Annotated in this window: 12 protein-coding genes; 4 read left to right on the top strand and 8 right to left on the bottom strand. The window is 61.8% G+C overall.

What is annotated here, in order from left to right; genetic code table 11:
- Positions 1-43: 43 nt before the first annotated feature.
- From uvrA to FDG13_RS14865, 5 genes are all read right to left on the bottom strand, one after another.
- Positions 44-6,229, bottom strand: coding sequence for an excinuclease ABC subunit UvrA (gene uvrA, locus FDG13_RS14885; RefSeq protein WP_180129180.1), 6,186 nt, complete (start codon positions 6,227-6,229; stop codon positions 44-46).
- A gap of 148 nt (positions 6,230-6,377) precedes the next feature.
- Positions 6,378-7,049: an ABC-type transport auxiliary lipoprotein family protein gene (locus tag FDG13_RS14880; protein ID WP_180129179.1), complete on the bottom strand. Its 672-nt coding sequence runs from the start codon at positions 7,047-7,049 to the stop codon at positions 6,378-6,380.
- Positions 7,046-7,975 carry an MlaD family protein gene (locus FDG13_RS14875; protein ID WP_218942740.1) on the bottom strand — a complete coding sequence of 310 codons (930 nt, stop codon included), beginning with the start codon at positions 7,973-7,975 and terminating at the stop codon, positions 7,046-7,048. Before FDG13_RS14875 ends, FDG13_RS14880 begins: the two co-directional genes overlap by 4 nt.
- Positions 7,972-8,784, bottom strand: coding sequence for an ABC transporter ATP-binding protein (locus FDG13_RS14870; protein WP_180129178.1), 813 nt, complete (start codon positions 8,782-8,784; stop codon positions 7,972-7,974). Before FDG13_RS14870 ends, FDG13_RS14875 begins: the two co-directional genes overlap by 4 nt.
- Position 8,785: 1 nt before the next feature.
- Complete coding sequence (locus FDG13_RS14865) at positions 8,786-9,526, bottom strand: ABC transporter permease (protein ID WP_255435268.1); 741 nt, start codon at positions 9,524-9,526, stop codon at positions 8,786-8,788.
- A 422-nt stretch (positions 9,527-9,948) separates the two neighbouring features.
- On the opposite strand from FDG13_RS14865, the gene FDG13_RS14860 reads away from it, so the two are divergent.
- Positions 9,949-11,796: a phosphoenolpyruvate carboxykinase (GTP) gene (locus tag FDG13_RS14860; protein ID WP_180129176.1), complete on the top strand. Its 1,848-nt coding sequence runs from the start codon at positions 9,949-9,951 to the stop codon at positions 11,794-11,796.
- A 117-nt stretch (positions 11,797-11,913) separates the two neighbouring features.
- On the opposite strand, the gene FDG13_RS14855 is transcribed toward FDG13_RS14860, so the two are convergent.
- A complete protein-coding gene (locus tag FDG13_RS14855; RefSeq protein WP_180129175.1) occupies positions 11,914-13,176 on the bottom strand; it encodes an Hsp70 family protein in 1,263 nt (420 codons plus the stop codon).
- A gap of 405 nt (positions 13,177-13,581) precedes the next feature.
- On the opposite strand from FDG13_RS14855, the gene FDG13_RS14850 reads away from it, so the two are divergent.
- From FDG13_RS14850 to FDG13_RS14840, 3 genes are all read left to right on the top strand, one after another.
- Positions 13,582-14,733: a glycosyltransferase gene (locus FDG13_RS14850; RefSeq protein ID WP_255435267.1), complete on the top strand. Its 1,152-nt coding sequence runs from the start codon at positions 13,582-13,584 to the stop codon at positions 14,731-14,733.
- Positions 14,734-14,939: 206 nt separating this feature from the next.
- Positions 14,940-15,440 carry a DUF2242 domain-containing protein gene (locus tag FDG13_RS14845; RefSeq protein ID WP_180129509.1) on the top strand — a complete coding sequence of 167 codons (501 nt, stop codon included), beginning with the start codon at positions 14,940-14,942 and terminating at the stop codon, positions 15,438-15,440.
- Positions 15,441-15,636: 196 nt separating this feature from the next.
- The gene (locus tag FDG13_RS14840) at positions 15,637-16,587 is read left to right on the top strand and encodes a hypothetical protein (RefSeq protein ID WP_255435266.1); all 951 of its coding nucleotides are present in this window, start codon (positions 15,637-15,639) and stop codon (positions 16,585-16,587) included.
- A 307-nt stretch (positions 16,588-16,894) separates the two neighbouring features.
- On the opposite strand, the gene FDG13_RS14835 is transcribed toward FDG13_RS14840, so the two are convergent.
- Both FDG13_RS14835 and FDG13_RS14830 read right to left on the bottom strand, forming a co-directional pair.
- Positions 16,895-18,316, bottom strand: a complete 1,422-nt coding sequence (locus tag FDG13_RS14835; protein WP_180129174.1) for an efflux transporter outer membrane subunit — start codon at positions 18,314-18,316, stop codon at positions 16,895-16,897.
- A 27-nt stretch (positions 18,317-18,343) separates the two neighbouring features.
- A complete protein-coding gene (locus tag FDG13_RS14830) occupies positions 18,344-21,586 on the bottom strand; it encodes an efflux RND transporter permease subunit (RefSeq protein WP_180129173.1) in 3,243 nt (1,080 codons plus the stop codon).
- Positions 21,587-21,613 lie beyond the last annotated feature (27 nt).

Raw genomic sequence — 21,613 nt, 5'->3', positions numbered from 1 at the left:
TTACGGCCGATTTCTTGAGCGTTTCCCCTGCTGGCGCAAGCTCTCACCGCGCCAGCACCGCTTGGAGCGCCTTGCCGGTGTGGGTGCCCAGCTTGACCACCGCTTCGGGCGGGGCAGCAGCCACCACCTGACCACCGGCGGTGCCGCCATCGGGCCCGAGGTCAATCACCCAGTCGGCCTCGGCGATCACATCCAGGTCGTGTTCGATGACCACCACGCTGTGGCCGCCGTCCACCAAGCGGTGCAAGACCTTGATGAGTTTTTCCACGTCTGCCATGTGCAGACCCACCGTGGGTTCGTCGAGCACATACAGGGTGTGCGGCGCCTTCTGGCCGCGCCGGGTGATGTCGTCGCGCACCTTGGACAGCTCGGTGACGAGTTTGATGCGCTGCGCCTCGCCGCCGCTGAGCGTCGGTGACGGTTGGCCCAGCGTCAGGTAACCCAGGCCCACATCCTTGAGCAGTTGCAGCGGGTGGGCGATGACCGGCATGGCGGCGAAGAAGTCCACCGCTTCATCGACCTCCATCCGCAACACGTCGCCAATGTTCTTGCCACGCCAGGTGACGGCCTGGGTTTCGGGGTTAAAACGCGCGCCCTTGCAGGTTTCACACAACACCTTCACATCGGGCAAGAAGCTCATGGCGATGGTGCGGATGCCCTGGCCTTCACAACTCGGGCAACGGCCCTCGCCGGTATTGAAGCTGAAACGGTTGGCCGCGTAACCGCGTGCCTTGGCCTCCAGCGTGTCGGCAAACAGTTTGCGGATGGTGTCCCAGAAACCGATGTAGGTGGCCGGGCAAGAGCGCGGTGTTTTGCCAATTGGGGTTTGGTCCACTTCGAGGACCCGGTCCACAGACTCGTAGCCGCTGACCTGTTCACAACCGGTCCAGGCGATTTGCTCGCCTGCTTCCAGCGCGTCCCGCCCGGCCTTGGTACTGCGTTTATGGACCGCCGTTTGCACATTGGCCAGCAACACATCCCGCGCCAGCGTGGACTTGCCGGAGCCGGACACACCGGTCACCGCGACCAGGCGTTTGAGCGGCACCTGGACGGTGACGTTTTGCAGGTTGTGTAAATGGGCCCCGGTGACAGTGATCCACTGCTGGATGTAGGGCTCCACCACGTTCGGGTCCACGGGCAACCGTTTGGCCGTCTTCGTTTTCTTGGGCGCAGGCACAAACACAAATTTGGCATCACCAGCTGCAGCCGCCAAGGCGCTATCAGCAGATGCGGGTTCGCTGGGCAACGGGTTGGCATCAACCGCCAAGGTTTCCTGCGCATTGGCATCCAATTGGCCTCCAACCCTTTTATCACCTGGGCCAACAGCTACTGATTCCGCAGCAAGTATCACCCGCCGCGCCTGCACCGGATGGCGCATGGCGTGCAACAGATAACGCCCGGTCTGCGACTCTTCGGCGTCCTGAATGTCGGCCACCGAACCTTCGGCCACCAGCCGCCCACCGCGTTTGCCGGCGCTCGGGCCGATGTCGATGATGTGGTCAGCGTGGCGGATGGTGTCCTCGTCATGCTCCACCACCACGAGGGTGTTGCCCTGGTCGCTCAGCGTTTGCAAGGCGCCCAGCAAAATCTGGTTGTCGCGTGCGTGCAAGCCGATGGTTGGCTCGTCCAGCACATAGCAGACCCCTTGCAAATTGCTGCCAAGCTGCGCCGCCAGCCGGATGCGCTGCGCCTCGCCGCCGCTCAACGTGGGCGCGCCCCGGTCCAGCGTCAGGTAACCCAGGCCGACCTGTTCCAGGAACTTGAGCCGCCCCAGAATCTCGGGCACCAAGTCACGCGCGATTTCGGTCTCGCGCTGGCTCATACGGCCCAGCACCTGCAAGGTCTCGACCCACACACGCATGTCGGTCACGCTCAGGCGTGCCAGTTCGGTGATGCCAATGCCGTCGATGGCGGTTTTGGCCGCTACGCCAGACGTGGCGTCGGTGGCCAGTTGCAGGCCAAACTTGACCGCCCGCGCAGTGGCGTTGAGCCGTGTGCCGTTGCAGCTGGGGCAGACGACATCCACCAGGTCTTCCACATCGGCCTCAACAAAGGTTTGTTCACGGCCTTTGGTTTCATCGTCGCGCACCGAGTCGTCAAACACCTTACGCTGCTCACGGCTGAGTTTGAGGCCGGTGCCCACGCAGTCCGGGCACCAGCCGTGTTTGCTGTTGTAACTGAACAGGCGCGGGTCCAGCTCGGCGTAACTGGTGCTGCACACCGGGCAGGCGCGCAGGGTGGAAAACACGCTCAAACGGCCAATACCCGCCGTCGAAGTGCCCGCCTGCATCGCCTCCGACAGGCCATCCAGATCGGACAAAACATGCAAGACACCCTTGCCATGCTGCAAGGTTTCGGCCAGGGCCTGGCGCAACAGGGTTTCGTTCTCAGGCGTCACGTCCAGGCTGAACACTGGCAGCTCGATGGTGTGTTCCTTGAAGCGGTCCAGGCGCGGGAAGTTGGTGGTCGGCAAAAAGTTGCCATCCACCCGCAGATGGGTGAACCCACGCGGGCGCGCCCAGTCGGCCAGCTCGGTATAGACGCCTTTGCGGTTCATCACCAGCGGCGCCAGCAAGCCGATGTGCTGGCCGCGGTAGGTTTTCATCAACTGCGCGGCAATGCTCTCCGGCGTTTGCGGCGCCACTGGCGTGCCGTCATGGATGCAATGCTGGGTGCCGAGTTTGACAAACAACAGCCGCAAAAAGTGCCAGACCTCGGTGGTGGTACCCACGGTGGACTTGCGCCCGCCCCGGCTTAGCCGCTGCTCAATCGCCACCGTGGGCGGGATGCCGTAAACCGCGTCCACCTCAGGCCGCCCAGCCGGTTGCACGATGCTGCGGGCGTAGGCGTTGAGGCTTTCCAGATAACGGCGCTGGCCTTCGTTGAACAAAATGTCAAACGCCAGCGTCGATTTGCCCGAGCCGCTGACCCCGGTGACCACGGTGAACTGGCCACGCGGGATGTTGACACTCAGACCCTTGAGGTTGTGCTCACGCGCATTGATGATCTGAATGGCGTCTGACCCGGCGACAGGAACGCCGCTCGTCCGCGAACCCGCCGGGGCTGGGCTGAGGCCGGGTGACGATGTCGAGGCAGCGAAGCTGACGTCTGAGGAACCCGGCCTCAGCCCAGCTCCGGGAGCGCGCACCACAGACAAATACTTGACCGAAGCCTCAGCCACCTCATGCACCACCCCCATCTGTGCTGCGTACTCACGCAGCGCTTGACCCGTGTGGGAACTGGCATGCAGCATCACATCCTCAGGTGTACCAAAGGCCACCACCTCACCACCCGCGTCACCCCCCTCAGGGCCCAGGTCAATCAGCCAATCGGATGCACGGATCACATCCAGGTTGTGCTCAATCACCAGCAGCGAATGGCCCGCGTCGAGCAACTTGCGCAACGCCCGCATCAGCTTGGCGATGTCGTCAAAATGCAGCCCGGTGGTGGGCTCATCAAACATGAACAACACCCCTTTGCGCGCCAAGGCCTGGCGGCTGGCGCTGCTGCTCTTGGCCGCCTCGGCCAGGAAACCGGCCAGCTTCAAGCGCTGGGCTTCACCCCCACTGAGCGTGGGCACCGGCTGACCGAGCTTGACGTATTCCAGCCCCACATCGACGATGGGCTGCAACGCACGGATCACCTCACGGTCGTCCTTGAACAAGGCTGCGGCTTCACTGACAGTAAGGTCCAGCACATCGGCCACATTAACAACGCGCCCACCACGCTCAATGCTGATCTCGAGGATTTCCGGGCGGTACCGTTTGCCATCGCAGTCCGGGCAACGCAGGTACACGTCGCTCAGGAACTGCATCTCCACATGCTCAAAACCCGAGCCACCGCAGGTGGGGCAGCGGCCGTCGCCATTGTTGAAGCTGAACTTGGTGGCGGTGTAGCCGCGTTGCTGCGCCAACGGCGCGTTGGCAAAAATCTCGCGAATCGTGTCCCAAGCGCCGACATAACTGACCGGGTTGGAACGTGCGGTTTTGCCAATCGGCGACTGGTCAACAAACACCACGTCGCTGAGCTGCTCGGCACCGAGCAGGCGCTCAAAAGCGCCGGGCGTATCTGTGGCTTTGCCGAAGTGGCGCAACAGCGCCGGTGCCAACGTGTCCTGGATCAGCGTGGATTTGCCCGAGCCGGAGACGCCTGTGATACACACCAGGCGCTGCAACGGGATCTCAACCGAGACGTTTTTGAGATTGTGGTCACTGGCGCCTTCCAGAATCAGACGTGGCGTGCTGCTTGCCACCAGCCGCTTGAAACCCATGCCCACCTGCTTGCGCCCACCCAGGTACGCGCCAGTCAGCGTATCGGCATTGCGCAAGTCATTGGTGCTGCCGTCAAACACAATTTGCCCGCCCAGTTGGCCAGGGCCGGGGCCCATGTCGATCATGCGGTCGGCGGCGAACATCACCGCTGGGTCGTGCTCCACCACCACCAGGGTGTTGCCCGCGTCACGCAGGCGCTGCATGGCCACGATGATGCGGTGCATGTCGCGCGGGTGCAGGCCTATGCTGGGCTCATCCAGCACAAACAAGGTGTTCACCAGCGAGGTGCCCAGTGCGGTGGTCAGGTTGATACGCTGCACCTCACCGCCACTGAGGGTGCGGCTTTGGCGGTCCAGCGTCAGGTACCCAATGCCGACCTCACTCAGGTATTGCAGGCGGGTGCAGATTTCTTCAAGCAGCAGCTTGAGGGTTTTGGCATCTGCCTCGTTGCCAGCGCCTGCGCTCACCTGGGCCACTTGGGCGAGTTGCATGCTGTCAAAAAAGCGGCGCAGCCGGTCAATCGGCAGCAGCATCAGGTCATGCAGGCACAGGCCCGGCAATGCCTCCAGCTGCGCGCGTGACCATGACACACCGGCAGGCAGAAAACGCTTGGCGGGGTCCAGCACCGCGTCGGCCTGGACCTGGGAGCCAATGCGCCAGAGCAGGCTCTCGGTCTTGAGCCGGGCGCCGGTGCAGGTCGGGCATTCGGTGTAGCTGCGGTACTTGGACAGCAGCACCCGGATGTGCATCTTGTAGGCCTTGGTTTCAAGGTACTCAAAAAAGCGTTTGACGCCAAACCACTTCTTGTTCCACTGGCCGTCGCGATAGCTGGGTTCACCATGGATCACCCAATGCTGTTGCTCGGGGCTGAGCTTGTTCCAGGAGGTGTCGCGCGGAATGCCGTGGGTTTCGGCATGGCGCATCAGGTCGTCCTGGCATTCGGCCCAGGCCGGGGTCTGGAACGGTTTGATGGCGCCAGAGCGCAAGGTCAGTTTGTCGTTCGGGATCACCAAGCTGTAGTCGACCCCGATGACCCGGCCAAAACCTCGGCAGCTGTCACAGGCACCCACTGCCGAGTTGAACGAAAACATCGAGGCAATCGGCTCGGTGTAGCGCAGGTTGCTGTCCGGGCAATGCAGGCCGGTGGAAAAGCGCCAGATCTCGGGCGCAGCATCCACTCCTGAATCTGCAGCTACCTGCCCTTGATTGATAAGGGCTAGAGGCTGATTTAACACATATACACTGAGGCGACCCCCGCCGTGTTTGAGGGCGACTTCAATCGCCTCCAACACGCGGGCACGCTCGGCAGCGCCCAGTCGGAAACGGTCGGCCACCACGTCGAGCAGCTTGCGCTGCTCCACATCACGCTGCGCCTGCACCTTGGTGAAACCGCTGACCGACAGCCATTGCTCCACCTCTTCGGGTGTGGCGCTGGCAGGCAACTCCACCGGGAAGGTGATGGCGAGCCGGACATCGTCAGCAGCCTGGACGCCCTCAAAACCACCGGCATTGGCCAGCGCCAGGGCGCGGGCCTGGATGTCGGCATAAATCGTCTCCGGGGTGTCATGGCGCACCGGCTGGGCAGTGGCGCTATCAAAGAGTTGGGCAGCGCGCGCGAACAAGAGCTTCAGATGGTCGTTGAGCTCGGTCATCGTGCCCACGGTGGAGCGGCTGGAGCGCACCGGGTTGGTCTGGTCGATGGCGATGGCAGGCGGCACACCGTCGACCTTGTCGACGGCGGGTTTGTCCATACGATCCAGAAACTGGCGCGCATAGGCGCTGAAGGTCTCCACATAACGACGCTGGCCTTCGGCGAACAAGGTGTCAAACACCAGGCTGGACTTGCCCGAGCCGCTCGGGCCGGTGACCACGGTGAGTTCACCGGTACGGATGTCCAGGTCCAGGTTCTTGAGGTTGTGCTGGCGTGCACCGCGAATGCGGATGGTTCCCTGGGTCATGGATGGTGTTTCCGGGTGAGGTGGCAAAGGTTGGGGCCGATGATTCTAGGGCGCCACCTGTCGCCCCGGGCTGGCAGCGGTCTTTGTCGAGATCATCCAAGCTCCCGGCTTGGTCAAGCACCGCTCCAGCAGCGGCCTCACAAACCGTTCAGTCTGTTGGTGGCAAGCGGGATGCTGAGGCGACAAATAGCGCCAGCTGCGCCAGCACCTCCTGCACCACCTGGTTCGCGGCCGTCACACCGGCTTGTGCGTTGTCGCTGGTGGCGTCTGCCTCGGCGCTGAACTCGTGCCAGGCCAGAACACGGCGGGTTTTTTCATCCGTCAAGTAGGCACGCAGGCTGAACTGCACCCGGCTCGGCGTGTTGTGAAAGTTCTGCTGCAAACGGATGATCTGGGTGTCCAGCCGCAAGTCACCCGACACACCCGCAGGTGTCAGCACCACGGGGCCAAACGCGCCGGTGTGGTCCAGCGCGGCCACCAGCAAGTGCCCCAACATACGCGCCGGTGGGTCGACCCACTCGCTGTGTGCAAAAAATGCCAGGGTCTGGTCGTCACGCACATAGATGATGCGCTGGCTGTCAAACCCCGATGCCGCCCGCGTTGGGGTAACCAGCAGCGTGGGCAACGGTGGTGTCACCGCCGCACCTGAGGCAGGTGTTGCCACTGGGCCGGGCAGACCTGCCAGCAGGTACAAGGTCGGGGCCTGGGTGGGGGTCGGGCGCAGCGCACCACAGGCCGAGAGTGTGAACAGCGCTGCCACCAGCAGCAGACGCAGCAGCCCTTGGGCCGGGGACTTCTGGTTCAGAACGTGATGGGTCATGGTGTGTCGCCTGATTCGCCGGGGCCATTGACCACGGCGGGGTGTCCAAAAATAAGGCCGCTGGGGTTGCGCCGGGTTTGTTCGGTGAGCTCGGTGAGTGAACGGCTCAAGTTACTCAGCTCGGCCAACAAACGCTGCAGTTCGGGCAAGGTTTCCGCCCCAAAACGCTGCACATCGGCCCCCACCGCACCAATGGTCTGGCCCGCACCGGCGCTGGTTTTGGCCACCTCGGTGCCCATCAGGGCCACTGCGTCGGCGCTGCGCGCCAGGCGCTGCACCAAGTCGTTGAGGCCGGCGCTGGCCACCGAGGCATTTTTCATGGTGCGGGCGCCGTCCACCAGCGCGGTATCGATGCTGTCTTTGCGCGCAGCCAGGGTGCGTGTGATGATCGCCATGTCGGCCAGCGTGTTGTGAAAGGCGGCCTGGTTGTCTTTGCTGAGGATCGCGTTGAGGTTGGTGGAGGTGCTGTCGAGCTTGGCCAACACGCTCGATAACACGTTTTCCAGTCGTGCCGACAACGACGGCGAGCTGCGGATCACCGGGTAGCGCGCACCCGCCTTGGCCAGCAACACCGGCGAGGCCAGGCTGCCACCACTGAGCTCCACATAAGCAATGCCGGTGAGGCCCTGGGTCTTCAGCACCGCCAGGGTGTCTTCTTTGACGGGGGTGCCTTGCTCGATGGCAAACAGCAGGTTGACGTTTTTGGGGTTGCTGCTGTCGAGCAGGATGGCCTGCACCTTGCCCACATCGACACCGTTGTATTTGACGGGCGCGTTGAGGTTGAGCCCGGCCACCGACTCCGCCAGCACCGCCTGATACAGCTCGTACTTTTTCTGCCAGGCGCCTCCCGAGGCCAGCCACAGGACACCGGCCACCAGCAGGCTGCCCAGCAGCAGCACAAAGGCGCCCACCAGCGCATAGTTCACTTTGGTTTCGATGATGTCTCCCGTTGGGTAAAACAGGCCTGTGCGGCGGCGGCGCGCGCCCTCGGCCCGTCAAAAAAAGGGCGTATGGCGGGGTCGCTCATCGCGGCCAGCTCGGCCATCGAGCCAATCGCCTGCACCCTGCCATCCGCCAACACCGCCACCCGGTCTGCCACCTGCCACAGCAGGTCCAGGTCATGGGTGATCATGACCACCGTCAGCCCCAGGGTGTCACACAAGCGCAGTACCAGCTCATCAATACCGGCGGCGCTTTGCGGGTCCAGCCCGGCGGTGGGCTCGTCCAGAAACAGCAGCTCAGGCTCCAGCACCAGGGCACGGGCCAGCGCGGCGCGTTTCAACATGCCCCCACTGAGTTCGGACGGGTATTGGCGGGCCACCTCTGGGGCGAGGCCAACAGCAGCCAGCTTCTCGGCCGCCAGGGCATCCACCTGGCGGTTGTCCAGCTGGCGATGCTCACGCAGTGGCAAGCCAATGTTTTCAAGCACCGTGAGTGAGCCAAACAGCCCGCCCTGCTGAAACAGCACCCCAAAACGCTGGCGCAGTGCCAGCGCTGCGGCGTCGCTGATGTTGGCCAGGTCCACCCCCAGCACCCGGATGTGACCCGCATTGGGTGTCTGCAACAAGATCATTTCACGCAGCAGGGTTGATTTGCCGGTGCCGCTGCCGCCAATCACGGCAAACACTTCGGCGCGGCGCACGGCCAGGTTGATGTCCTTGTGCACCACATGCTGGCCAAAACGTGTCACCACCTGTTGCATTTCAAGCACCGTCTCGGGCGTATCGGTGGTCATGTCACAGGTCCAGCATGCTGAAGGCCACCGAAAACAGGGCATCGGCCACAATCACCACAAAGATGGACTGCACCACAGCACGGGTGGTGTGTATGCCCACACTGTCCGCACCACCCCGCGTGCGAAAACCCTGGAAACAGCCGACCATGACAATGATGGCGGCAAAAATCGGCGCCTTGCCAATACCCACCAGGTAGGTGGTGACACTGACCGCTTTGGAGAAGCGGTCCAGAAACTCAGCAAAACCCACACCCAGCTGGGCCCGGGCCATCAACATGCCGCCCAGCACACCTGAGACATCGGCAAACACGGTCAGCAGCGGCAGCGCCAGCACCAGGGCCAGGAGTTTGGGCAGCACCAGCATCTCCAGCGGGGCGATGCCGATGGTGCGCATGGCATCAATCTCCTGCGTCACCGACATGGTGCCGATTTGTGCCGCATAGGCCGAGCCGGAGCGCCCGGCAATGATGATGGCCGTCATCAAGGGCGCAAATTCGCGCAACATGGACAGGCCCACCAGGTCCGCGACAAAAATATTGGCGCCGTATTGGCGCAGCTGGTCGGCCCCCTGGTACGCCACCACAATACCCAGCAGGAACGACAGCAGCCCAACAATCGGCAGCGCATCGAACCCCGCGCTGCGCAGGTTAAACAAAATGGGGCGCCAGCGAATGCGCCGTGGGTGCAGCACCCAGCCCAGCAGCGCCATCACGTTTTCCCCCAAAAAACCAAGCAATGCCATCACTTGCGCCAACGCGTCACAAGACTGACGGCCAAGGCGCTGCAGCATCCCCCATGGGGGCTGTGCAGTGCTTGGGGCGGATGGCAGGCCGTCGTTCATAGTTGCCGCGCATGCTAGGGGCGGGGGGACTGGGCTGTCTGTGCTCCAGTGCACCGACGGGGCCCGCTTTTAGCCATGCCGTCTTGTTGGGACTCTCCCCGACCCAGAACAGCGCTTGACCGAGTCAGGTTGGTGAGCGCCTGTTTGTCATCCATCTGACTTGGATCAAAACCATACTGCACAAAGTGCTGGACTTGTGCAAAGATGAGGCTTGCGCCATAATTATTAACAATTAATTAATAACGTCGCGCATCAGAGACCTGGAGCCGCACACGGGTACGACCTCCGGGAGACAAGTTTTTTTAACTGCAAGGAGTCGTTCAATGAGTGGCAAATCCACGGGTTCCCCGGCGAATACGAGCAACGAGAAGCTTCTCACATGGGTCAGTGACATGGCCGAACTGTGTAAACCTGACCGCGTGGTGTGGTGTGATGGTTCGCAGGAAGAGTACGACCGCTTGTGTGAGGAAATGGTGGCCGCAGGCACCTTCATCCGCCTCAATCCCGACAAACGCCCCAACAGCTTCCTCGCCCGCACCCATCCCTCGGATGTGGCCCGTGTCGAAGAGCGCACCTTCATCTGCTCTGCCACCAAAGACGAGGCAGGCCCCACCAACAACTGGGCCGCACCAGAGGAAATGCGCGCCACTTTGAAGAATGTGTTCACCAACTGCATGACCGGGCGCACCATGTATGTGATCCCGTTCAGCATGGGGCCGCTGGGCTCGCCCATTGCCAAGATCGGTGTGCAAATCACCGACAGCGCCTACGTGGTGACCAATATGCGCATCATGACGCGCATGGGTGCCAAGGTGCTGGACGTGCTGGGTAACGGCGCCTTCATCCCGTGTATGCACTCGGTCGGCGCACCGCTCTCCCCAGGCCAAAAAGACTCGACCTGGCCGTGTGAGCCCGATATTGCCAAGAAGTACATCGCCCATTTCCCAGACACCACCGAAATCTGGTCGTATGGCTCGGGCTACGGTGGCAACGCGCTGCTGGGCAAAAAATGCCTGGCCCTGCGTATTGCCTCGGCCATCGCCCGCAAGGAAGGCTGGCTGGCTGAACACATGCTGATCTCGGGTCTGGAGTCACCGGAAGGTCAAAAAACCTACATCGCCGCGGCGTTCCCCAGCGCCTGTGGCAAGACCAACCTGGCCATGCTGCGCCCGCCCAAGGGCATGGAGGGCTGGAAGGTCACCACCGTGGGTGACGACATCGCCTGGATCAAAAAAGGCCCTGACGGCTCCCTGCGCGCCATCAACCCTGAGGCCGGTTTCTTTGGCGTGGCCCCAGGCACCAACTACTCGTCCAACGCCAACGCCATGTTGACCATGACGAAGAACTCGATCTTCTCCAATGTGGCGCTGACCGACGACGGTGATGTCTGGTGGGAAGGCATGGACGGCCCCGCCCCCGAGCACTGCATCGACTGGCAAGGCAAGGACTGGACCCCTGGCTGTGGCCGCCCAGCAGCGCATGCCAATTCGCGCTTCACCGCGCCTGCCAGCCAATGCCCGTCGATTGACCCTGACTGGGAAAACCCCGCAGGTGTGCCGGTCGCGGCCTTCATCTTTGGTGGCCGCGCCAGCAAGGAAATGCCGCTGGTGTTCCAGTCCTTCAACTGGGCGCACGGCGTTTACCTGGCCGCCACCATGGGCTCGGAAGCCACCGCTGCGGCGATTGGGGTGGTGGCCACCCGGCGCGACCCGATGGCCATGCTACCGTTCTGTGGCTACAACATGGCCGACTACTTCTCACATTGGCTCAATGTGGGGCGCAATGTCAGCAACCCACCACGCATCTTCCGCGTCAACTGGTTCCGCAAAAACGACGAAGGCAAGTTCATCTGGCCTGGTTTTGGCGACAACCTGCGGGTGCTGAAGTGGATTGCCGGGCGCGTGCATGGCCAGGCTTGTGCGGTGGAAAGCCCGATTGGCTGGATGCCCCGCTTTGAGGACATCGACTGGACGGGTCTGGACTTCTCCAGCGACAGTTTCTACGACCTGATGGCCGTGGGCCGGGAAGCCGGCACCGCCGAAGCCCATGCCCACGAAGAGCTGTTTGACCGCTTCCGCGACCGACTGCCCAAGGAGTTCACCTTTGAGCGCGAGTTGCTGCGCTCTCGCCTGTGGCGCTCGCCCGACCGCTGGGAGCTGGCGCACGAGTAAGGTTCCCTTGACGCTCCGGCCAACCAACGGGGCGATATCTGCACACGGCGAGCTTCTGGCTCGCCGTTTTTTTGCCTCCCATCACACGAACCAGCGCGTGATGTGCCCCCTGCCCTCTCAGGTCCGGCCCTGGGAATAGGCCAGACCGGCCGCCACCCCACCAAACAGATCCCCCTCGACCAGGGGCACACCGGGAAACTCGGCCCGCAACGCCGCCTGAAAAGGCCGCAGGGCCGACGAGCCACCGGTCAGGTAAATCGCGTCCAGCGCAGCGTCGGTGATACCGGCACGCGCCACACAGTCTCGTGCACAGGCCACCACCCGGCTCAGCAAGGTGGCCAGATGCTCACGCATGTCCTCGGGCGCCATCTGCACTTCAAAACCAGGCTCCACAAACGACAGATCGACCTGCGTGATGTCGTTGAGGTCTGAGCAGCGGATTTTGGCCAGCTCCAGCTCATGCGCCATCTGGTGGCCGAACCGGTGGTTGAGCACCTTCATCAGGCGCTGGTGTAAATGTGGGTCGGCATAGTTGCTGCGCAACTCACGCGCCTGGCTCAGCGCGCGCGACTGGTACAGCCAGTTGATCAGATGCCAGGTGGACAGATCAAAAAAGATGCGGCTCGGCACCTCGCGCTGCTGCGGCCCCAGATGACGGTAACCCAGCATCGGCATCAGCTGCTCCAGACTCAGTTTCTGGTCATAGTCGGTACCCCCAATGTGTACACCGGTGGTGGCCAGGATGTCGCTGGTCCGATCCGGCCGCGTTTTGCGTTGTGGCCCCAGCCGCACCACGGTGAAGTCGGAGGTGCCGCCGCCAATGTCCACAACCAGCACCACCGACTCACGCTGCAGGCGACGCTCGTAGTCCAGCGCAGCAGCAATCGGCTCCAGCTGGAACGTCACCTCATCAAAGCCGACGGATTGGGCAGCCTGCCGCAGTGAGGCCTCGGCCTGGGCATCTCGCACCGGGTCATCGTCGACAAAATGCACCGGGCGGCCCATCACCACACGCTGGGGAGACGCACCCAACGACTGGGTGGCGCGCTCGCGCAAGGTGGCCAGAAAGGTGGCGATGATGTCCTGAAAACTGACCTGCCGGTGGTTAATCACCGTGGTCTCCTGCAGCAAAGGGCTGCCCAGTAGGCTTTTGAGCGAACGCATCAACCGCCCGGGTGTACCACCCAGGTACTGCGCCACCGCGTCACGACCAAAGTGGGTGCTCAGGTCTTCTGAGTTGTAGAACACGGCGGTCGGCATGGCGGTGGCTTGCCCCTCCAGGCAGAGGTGGCGGGCCTCACCCAGCGGGTCGGCCCAGGCGATGGCCGAGTTGGAGGTGCCGAAGTCAATGCCAAGTGTGCCTTGGGGGGAAGAAGTCATGGGGAAAACAAGGTGGGTAAAAGGAAACCAGCCCATCCTGATGGACGGGCACCAGGATGAGCGGAAAAGTCAGGACGGGCGATTCTGCCAGCTTGGGGCGAACACGGGTGCCGGGCTGGCTCCGCCCACCGGAAGCTGTCACACAAGCTTCACAGACAAGAGGCACACTGATCGCCTTGTTGTGCACCGAGACTCCCCATGTGTGATCGATCCGACTTTGTGATGTTGTGTCTCAGCTGGCTCGGGGCTTTCAGCAACCACTTGACCATGGGGTTCATCACCTCGACAGAAATCGCCTACGCGGACTGGCCAGAGGCAGCACAACATCCGCAAACATGGCAAAGATGAGCTTAGGCCAACTGCAAGGCGTCGCCCCGGGTCGGCGCCGTGATCGGTAACAAGCCATTGCTGACCGCCTCTGACCTTGATACGGCCCACCCCGGGTCAGCCAAAACCCGCGTCGACATCATCTACTTCAATGCCGGGGGTGGGCACCGCGCCGCCGCAACAGCCTTGCAGCAGGTCATGCACGGCCAAGGCTGGCAGGTGCGGCTGGTGCACTTGTTCGACATCCTTGACCCCTGCAGCCTGTTTGCCAAAACACTGGGGTTCCAGCCGGAAGACATCTACAACAAACAACTGGCGCACGGCATGACCCTGGGCATGTCGCTGGAGCTCAAATTGCTGCAGATGTTGATCAGACTGGGGCACCAGGCGATGGTCAAGCGGATGTGTGCTTATTGGCGCGATGCCCGGCCCGACATGGTCGTGTCAGTGATACCCAACTTCAATCGTGCCTTGTGTGAAAGCTTGAAATTGGCCGTGCCCAGCACGCCTTACGTGACCGTGCTCACCGACATGGCAGACCATCCACCGGCATTCTGGGTCGAGCCGGACCAGCCCCAGCAGCTGGTGTGCGGCACAGCTTATGCGGCCCAACAGGCGATGTCGGCAGGCTGTGCAGCCCAGCGTGTTCATCAAAGCTCCGGCATGATCCTGTCACCCCGGTTTTACGAACCTTCTGCCACAGACCGCTGGATCGAGCGGTTCAAGCATGGTTTTTTTGGCAAACAGGCTGTGGGGCTGGTGATGTTTGGCGGTTATGGTTCGGAAGTGATGAAGACCATCGCGACCCGTCTGGTGGACACACCGCTGATTCTGGTCTGCGGCAAAAATACAGCGCTGGCCCAATCCTTGCGCGCCATGACCACCCAGGCCCCCCATGTGGTGGTCGAGTTCACCGATGACATGGCGTACTGGATGCGTCTGGCGGACTTCTTCATTGGCAAACCTGGGCCGGGCAGCCTCAGTGAGGCGGTGCATATGGGGCTGCCCGTTGTGATCACCTGCAATGCCTGGACCATGCCTCAAGAGCGGTGGAATACCCAGTGGGTTCGCCACAACGGGCTGGGGCTGGTGTTAAACAGTTTTCGCGGTGTGCGCTCGGCCGTGTATGAGATGGTGCGAGATCTGCCCAGATGGCAAAACAACGTCCGCCAGATGCAAAATCGGGCCGTTTTTGAGGTGCCACAGCTGTTGGCAAAACTGGCTAAATGATGCACGCGTCTTCAACACAGTTCTGCGCCTCCTGAACATCGGGTTGGCAGCGGCCAGCGTGATTCCGTCACCGGAGGACAGCCACAATAGGTGCTGTGGTAACCTGTTTTGATGCCTCAAGGATATAGGAGAGATTGGCTTTGAAATTGTCATGGATACGACGCCGTGCCACGCTCTGGCTGGTGGGCCTGGTGAGCTTGTCAAGTATGCTGACCGCGTGTGGCACATCCTTGAAGAAGTTCCCGCTGCAGGAAAAGTTCGGCTCCACCTCGACCTACTCACGGCTGTTTGACAGCACCCCGGCGCAGACCTGTGAAGCCGCCAGAAGGGCCTTGCTGAGCCAGGGCTACATCACCAACATCACCCGTGACGACCTGGTCACGGGACAGAAAAGTTTCCAACCCGATGGCGAATCACACTTGCAGCTGGAAATCCGGGTGGTGTGTGTACCCGACAGCAAAGACGGGAAAGTCAGCCTTGGGTTCGTCACCGCTTTGCAAGACCGTTATGCGCTCAAGAAAAGCAATAACTCGGCCAGTGTGGGCGTGAGTGCCATTGGCTCCGTCTCGCTGCCGTTTAGCTCAAGCAGTGAGTCGATGGTCAAGGTCGGCAGTGAGACCGTTGTTTCAGACGCTTTTTACGACCGCTTTTTTGACCTGGTGAAGCAGTATCTGGTGACCGATGCTGAGCCGGACGACGCGCCGTAAACATCCAGGCTCCGCAGCTGAACCTCTGTTCTGACAAGTTGTCCCCGCAGACTGGGCCCAAAGCTGTGGATAAAGGCTTGAACAAGTCGCCAAAGCCGCGCCCCGCTTGATCTGGCGGGGACTGCTTAAAACATAGGCAGCAGGCTGGTCAACACAGCGGGCTTTCTTTTATACTGTACACATTAACAGTATTTGTATGCGCCCCGCATCATCCACCCCCAACCCGAACACCGCTTTGAGCCAGGCCCCAGGGGCAGAGACGGCCAAGGAAAGCGGCCCGCAGGCCAGCACGGCCGCTGACACACCCGTCAAACCTTCCAGCAAAACCAGAGTCAAAGCCAAGCCAAAAGCCGAAATCGGCACCCAGGCAGCGGCCCTATCAAACAGCCCCACCCCGGCAACAGTTGCAGACCTGCCGATCCCCCTGAAACGGGTTCACGCCCAACGCCTGCGGGAGGTGTACCGCTCGGCGGGTTGGCCGTATCAAGATGTGGTGGAAGTTGAACTGCTGGCAGCCGGGCTGCTCAGGCGCACCAACAGCGACGCAGGGCACCCCCTGGTTGCACTCACCGATGCGGGCATCACCCACCTGGCCCAGGCCACCCAGGGCAACCGCCAGGCCCGCTCGGCACACGAGGCACTAGTGGACAAGGTGGTGCAGGCCATGCTGCGTGATGGTCGCTTGGTCTGGACCGGGTTGAGCCTGCGCGCCAAGGTGCCGGGGGAGTCTGAAGAGCAATCACGCTGGAAGCTGTGCCAGCCCGATGTCTTCTCAATCCGCAACAGCTCACGCCAGGAATACCTGGAGCCCATCGTGCACGAGATCAAGGTCAGCCGCGCTGATTTGCTGGGCGACATCAAACGCCTCGACAAACGGTCGGCTTATCTGGATGTGGGTGGCCAGTGCTGGTATGTGCTGGGCTGTGACCGCAGTGGTTACCCGATTGCCAAGGCCAACGAAATTCCGCTGGAGTGTGGGGTGATGGTGCTGCAGAACAGCCAGCTGGAGGTGCTGCGTATGGCGCCCAAGCGCATGGTGAGCCAGCTGCCGTTTTCGGTGTGGATGGCCTTGGCGAAAGCAACGCCGGTAAGAGGCACGGAGCTGGAGCCCTGTCAGGATGCGCTGGGGCTGATGACTGAAGGGTGACGAGGCTTGGCCTGTTGACCGCCGCCTGCCACGAACGCACCTGGCGTGCATGCGGAATTCACACCTTACGCGGATGAACTTCTGGCACGGCAGCGGTTTCGACAACCCGCCGTCTTTTATATGCCAAAACAGCCTCTAGCCCTTATCCCAAAAGGGCATATAGCTATGTTTAGTAGAGTGATTCAAGGCCTTGATTCGCGTGGCGCCAGGCGAGCGGCGAGGTTGCCGCTCGCCCATTCCGTCCTGAGAACCGGTGTAGGTGGACAGCCCCTTGCGACAGAGCCATCACAGCACCCAACCGTTTTCGTCAAACCCAGCCCCCTCCCAATGCGCGGATCAGCCCCACCGTGGCCTGGTATTGCGCGGCACGCACTTGAAGTGCCTGGCGGCGGTTGCGCAGTTCGCTGCGCTGCGCGTCCAGCAGTTCAAGTTGACTGACAAAACCATTGCGATAGCGAGCGCCCGACAGCTGGGTGGCGCGGCTGCTGGATGCCACCGAGCGCGACTGCGCCTCAGACTGTTCGGCCAGCAGCCGCAATGAAGACAGCTGGTCTTCCACCTCCCGGAACGCGACCAGCACCTGCTCACGGTAGCTGGCCAGTGCCATGTCGAGTTCGGCATTGGCGCTTGACAGACCCGCCTCACGCTTGCCGCCGTCAAACACAGGCAGCGAGAGCAATGCGCCCACACCCCAGGCCCGGGTAGACAGCGAGAACAAGTCCTTGATCTCGGGCGCGGCATAGCCGCCATTGGCCGTTAATGAAAAGCTCGGGAACCAGGCGGCTTTGGCCACACCAACGCGTGCTTGGGCGGCCTGCATGCTGCTTTGGGCTGCAGAGATATCGGGCCTGCGTGTCAACACGGTACTTGGCACACCCGCCGGTATGGCGGGCAAGGCCGTCGCCCATTGGGTGGGCGGTACAGAGAAGTTGGAGGCAAGCTCACCGACCAGAACGGCCAGGGCGTGCTCCAGTTGGGCACGGCGCTGGTCCAACGCCAGCACGTCGGATTCTGTGGATGCCACTTCGGACCGCACTCGCGCCACATCCAGCTCTGCCACATCCCCTTCCCTGTAACGCACTTCGGTGAGCTGCAAGGTGTTGCGGTAGGCCTGCAAGGTATCGCGCACCAAGGTCCGCTCGCTGTCCGTAGCACGCAGGCTCAGATAGGTCTGGGTGACTTCGGCTTGGACCAGCAGTTGTGTGCTGCGCAAGAGTGCATCGCGCGAGGTGGCGTCCAGCGAGGCGGCATCGGATGCTGCCGAGAGCTTGCCAAACAGGTCCACCTCGTAAGACAGGTTGAGGCCGGTGCTGACCAGCGTCTGCGGGGTGTTGGCCGTTGTGTTGTTGTTCTGGCGTGCCACACCGGTGCTAAGCCCCACCTGGAGCGCGCGGTTGGCATCCGTCAGACCTGCCAAAGCGCGTGCCTGGGCCAGTCTGGCGGCCGCGACTTGAATGCTGTTGTTGTTGCGGTTGGCTTGCTCAACCAGCTGATCAAGCAGCGGATCGGCAAAGACCTGCCACCACAGGCCTTGCGTCTGTCCTGGCGCGCTCACCGTGGTGGCTGGCGTGTGGGTTGAGGTGACCGTGCCGCCGTTTTCCTTGAACGCGGCGGGCGCGGTTGGCAGGCTGGATGGCGGGATCACCGTGCCAGTGGCACAGCCAGCCAGCACCAGTGCGGCAAGCAGCGGCAGCAGTGCAAGATGTCGCTTTAAGAGGAACTGGTTCATGAGGAACTCCTTGGGTGTCATGTCTTGTTATTCGTGGTATCCGATGGCTGCTGCGGGCTGGGCATGACCGGCTGGCCCGCCAGCGGCATGGCTGCCTGCAAAACCGTCCAGATGGGGCACTTCGCCATGTAATTTGAGCGGTCGGTTGCCCGCGAGACGGCGCAGAACCACGTAAAAAACAGGTGTGAGAAACAGGCCAAACGCTGTCACACCAATCATCCCGAAGAACACCGCCACCCCCATGGCCGAGCGCATTTCTGCCCCCGCCCCGGTGGACAGCACCAGCGGCAACACACCCATCACAAAGGCCATGGAGGTCATCAGAATGGGGCGCAAGCGCAGGCGGCTGGCTTCAATGGCGGCCTGCACCGGTGTCCGGTCGGCAAACTCAAGCTCGCGGGCAAACTCCACAATCAGAATGGCGTTTTTGGCAGACAGCCCAACCAGCACCATGAGCCCGATCTGGGTAAACACGTTGTTCTCACCGCCCGACAGCCACACGCCGGTCATCGCGGCCAACAAGCTCATCGGCACAATCAGAATGATTGCAATAGGCAAGGTCAGGCTTTCATACTGCGCCGCCAGCACCAGGAACACCAGCAAAATGGCCAGCGGAAACACCAGCACGGAAGAGTCACCCGCCAGGATCTCCTGGTAGGTCAGCTCCGTCCACTCAAAGCCGATGCCTGGGGGCAAGGTCTCGGCCGCGATACGCTCCACCGCTGCCTGGGCCTGGCCCGACGAATAACCCGGCGCCGGGCCACCGCTCACGTCGGCAGAGAGATAACCGTTGTAGCGCATGGCACGCTCAGGGCCAAAACTGGATTGCACCTTCATCAGCGCCGACAGCGGCACCATCTCACCGGTGGTCGAGCGGACCTTGAGCAGGCCCACATCTTCAGCCCGCGCCCGGTAGGCCGCGTCGGCCTGCACACGCACACTGTAGGTGCGGCCAAACTTGTTGAAGTCGTTGGCATACAGGCTGCCGAGGTAGATCTGCATGGTGTCGAAAATGTCCGTCACCGGCACATTCAGCTGACGCGCCTTGGTGCGGTCAATGTCTGCATACAACTGCGGCACATTGACCTGCCAGCTGGTGAAGCTGCCAGCCAGCTCGGGTGCTTGCGAGACCTTGGCCATAAAAGCCTTGACCGCCGTATCCATCGCGTCGTAACCGAGTGAGGCTCGGTCCTCCAGCTGCAGCTTGAAGCCGCCTGTTGTCCCCAGGCCCTCCACCGGTGGTGGCGGGAACATCACAATGAAGGCATCCTGGATGCTGCCAAAGGCCTGGTTGAGTTGCCCCGCAACCGCACCACCGCTCTGGTCTTGGCGGCTGCGTTCGGCAAAGGGCTTGAGCGTGGCAAACACAATGCCTGAGTTGGAGCTGTTGGTAAACCCGTTGATCGACAGGCCCGGGAAGGCAATGGCGTCTTCCACGTTCGGGTTCTGCTTCATGAGTTCACCCATGCGTTGGATCACGTCTTCGGTGCGGTCCAGCGTCGCACCGTCCGGCAGCTGCGCAAACCCAATCAAGTACTGCTTGTCCTGTGCGGGCACAAAACCGCCGGGCACCAGCTTGAAGATGCCAACCGTTGCGCCAACCAGCACCATGTACATCACCAGCATCATGCCCTTGCGCGAAATCGCGCCCGTCACCCCCGTGCTGTAGCCCTCTGCACCGCGCTTGAACAGACGGTTGAAGCTAGCAAAGAAGCGGCCGAACACTTTGTCGATGCCACGCGCCAGCGCATCTTTGGGTGCATCGGTTCCCTTGAGCAACAAGGCTGCAAGCGCGGGCGACAAGGTCAGCGAGTTGATCGCCGAGATCACGGTCGAGATCGCAATCGTCACCGCAAACTGGCGATAGAACTGACCGGTCAAGCCACTGATAAATGCCAGCGGCACAAACACCGCCACCAGCACCAAGGCGATTGCAATGATGGGGCCCGACACCTCGCGCATGGCACGGTAGGTGGCCTCGCGCGGGGTCAAGCCGCTTTCGATATTGCGCTCCACGTTTTCAACCACCACGATGGCGTCATCCACCACAATACCAATGGCCAGCACCAGCCCGAACAGACTGAGCGCGTTGATGGAAAAACCCAGAAGATGCAATACCGCAAACGTGCCAACCACCGACACCGGCACCGCCAGCAGCGGAATGATGGATGCGCGCCAGGTTTGCAAAAACAAAATCACCACCAGCACCACCAGCGCAATCGCTTCGAGCAAGGTGTGGATCACCGAGGTGATCGATGCACGCACAAACTGTGTCGGGTCATACGCAATACGGTACTCCACACCTTCTGGCATGTTTTTGCCAAGCTCTTCCATCGTTTGGCGGACTTCTGCGGAGATGTCCAGCGAGTTGGAACCCGGCGCCTGGAACACGCCCATACCCACGGCCTGCTTGTTGTTCAGCAGAGAACGCAGCGCGTAGTCAGCAGCCCCCAGCTCCAGGCGTGCAATGTCGCGCAACCGCGTGACGGCGCCGTCCGCACCCGTCTTGACAATGATGTCGCCAAACTCTTCTTCATTTTGCAAACGACCCTGGGCGTTGATTGACAGTTGCATGTCCACACCCTCCAAACCGGGTGAGGCACCCACAACACCAGCCGCCGCCTGGATGTTCTGGCCACGGATGGCGGCCACCACGTCACTGGCAGAGAGACCACGTTGTGCGACTTTCTGGGGGTCCAGCCAGACGCGCATGGCGTAATCGCCACCGCCAAACACCTGCACTTGACCCACACCTTGAATACGCGCCAACCTGTCCTTGATATTGAGCACAGCGTAATTGCGCAGGTAGGTGATGTCGTAGCGGTCATTGGGCGACACCAGGTGCACCACCATCGTGATATTGGGCGAACTCTTGACCGTGCTCACCCCCAGACGCCGCACCTCTTCGGGCAAACGCGGCTCGGCCTGCGCGACGCGGTTTTGCACCATCTGCTGCGCTTTGTCGGGGTCGGTTCCCAACTTGAAGGTGACAGACAGCGTCATCACCCCGTCGGTGGTGGCCTGGCTGTTCATGTAGAGCATGTCCTCCACTCCGTTGATGGACTCCTCCAGCGGTGTAGCCACGGTCTCTGCAATCACCTTCGGGTTGGCACCCGGGTACTGGGCGCGCACCACCACCGTTGGCGGTGCTACCGCGGGATACTCCGAGATAGGCAGGCCACGCAACGCGACCAGACCGGCAAGCAAGATCAGCAAGGACAACACGCCAGCAAAAATAGGGCGGTCGATAAAAAATTTGGAAAGATTCATGGGGTGTTTCTTGTTCGGGCAAATGGC

The sequence above is a fragment of the Rhodoferax sp. BLA1 genome, from assembly GCF_013416775.1.
Lineage (GTDB): Bacteria > Pseudomonadota > Gammaproteobacteria > Burkholderiales > Burkholderiaceae_C > Rhodoferax.
Note: the sequence above shows the minus strand (reverse complement) of the source record. Positions and strands in the feature narration are given on the sequence as shown.

Excerpts from the sequence above, each read along its gene's own strand:
- FDG13_RS14840 (WP_255435266.1), top strand. The coding sequence starts at position 15,637 with ATGCGCCCCGCATCATCCACCCCCAACCCGAACACCGCTTTGAGCCAG.
- FDG13_RS14870 (WP_180129178.1), bottom strand. The coding sequence starts at position 8,784 with ATGACCACCGATACGCCCGAGACGGTGCTTGAAATGCAACAGGTGGTG.
- FDG13_RS14835 (WP_180129174.1), bottom strand. The coding sequence starts at position 18,316 with ATGAACCAGTTCCTCTTAAAGCGACATCTTGCACTGCTGCCGCTGCTT.
- FDG13_RS14830 (WP_180129173.1), bottom strand. The coding sequence starts at position 21,586 with ATGAATCTTTCCAAATTTTTTATCGACCGCCCTATTTTTGCTGGCGTG.
- FDG13_RS14845 (WP_180129509.1), top strand. The coding sequence starts at position 14,940 with ATGCTGACCGCGTGTGGCACATCCTTGAAGAAGTTCCCGCTGCAGGAA.
- FDG13_RS14855 (WP_180129175.1), bottom strand. The coding sequence starts at position 13,176 with ATGACTTCTTCCCCCCAAGGCACACTTGGCATTGACTTCGGCACCTCC.
- FDG13_RS14880 (WP_180129179.1), bottom strand. The coding sequence starts at position 7,049 with ATGACCCATCACGTTCTGAACCAGAAGTCCCCGGCCCAAGGGCTGCTG.
- FDG13_RS14860 (WP_180129176.1), top strand. The coding sequence starts at position 9,949 with ATGAGTGGCAAATCCACGGGTTCCCCGGCGAATACGAGCAACGAGAAG.
- uvrA (WP_180129180.1), bottom strand. The coding sequence starts at position 6,229 with ATGACCCAGGGAACCATCCGCATTCGCGGTGCACGCCAGCACAACCTC.
- FDG13_RS14865 (WP_255435268.1), bottom strand. The coding sequence starts at position 9,526 with ATGGCATTGCTTGGTTTTTTGGGGGAAAACGTGATGGCGCTGCTGGGC.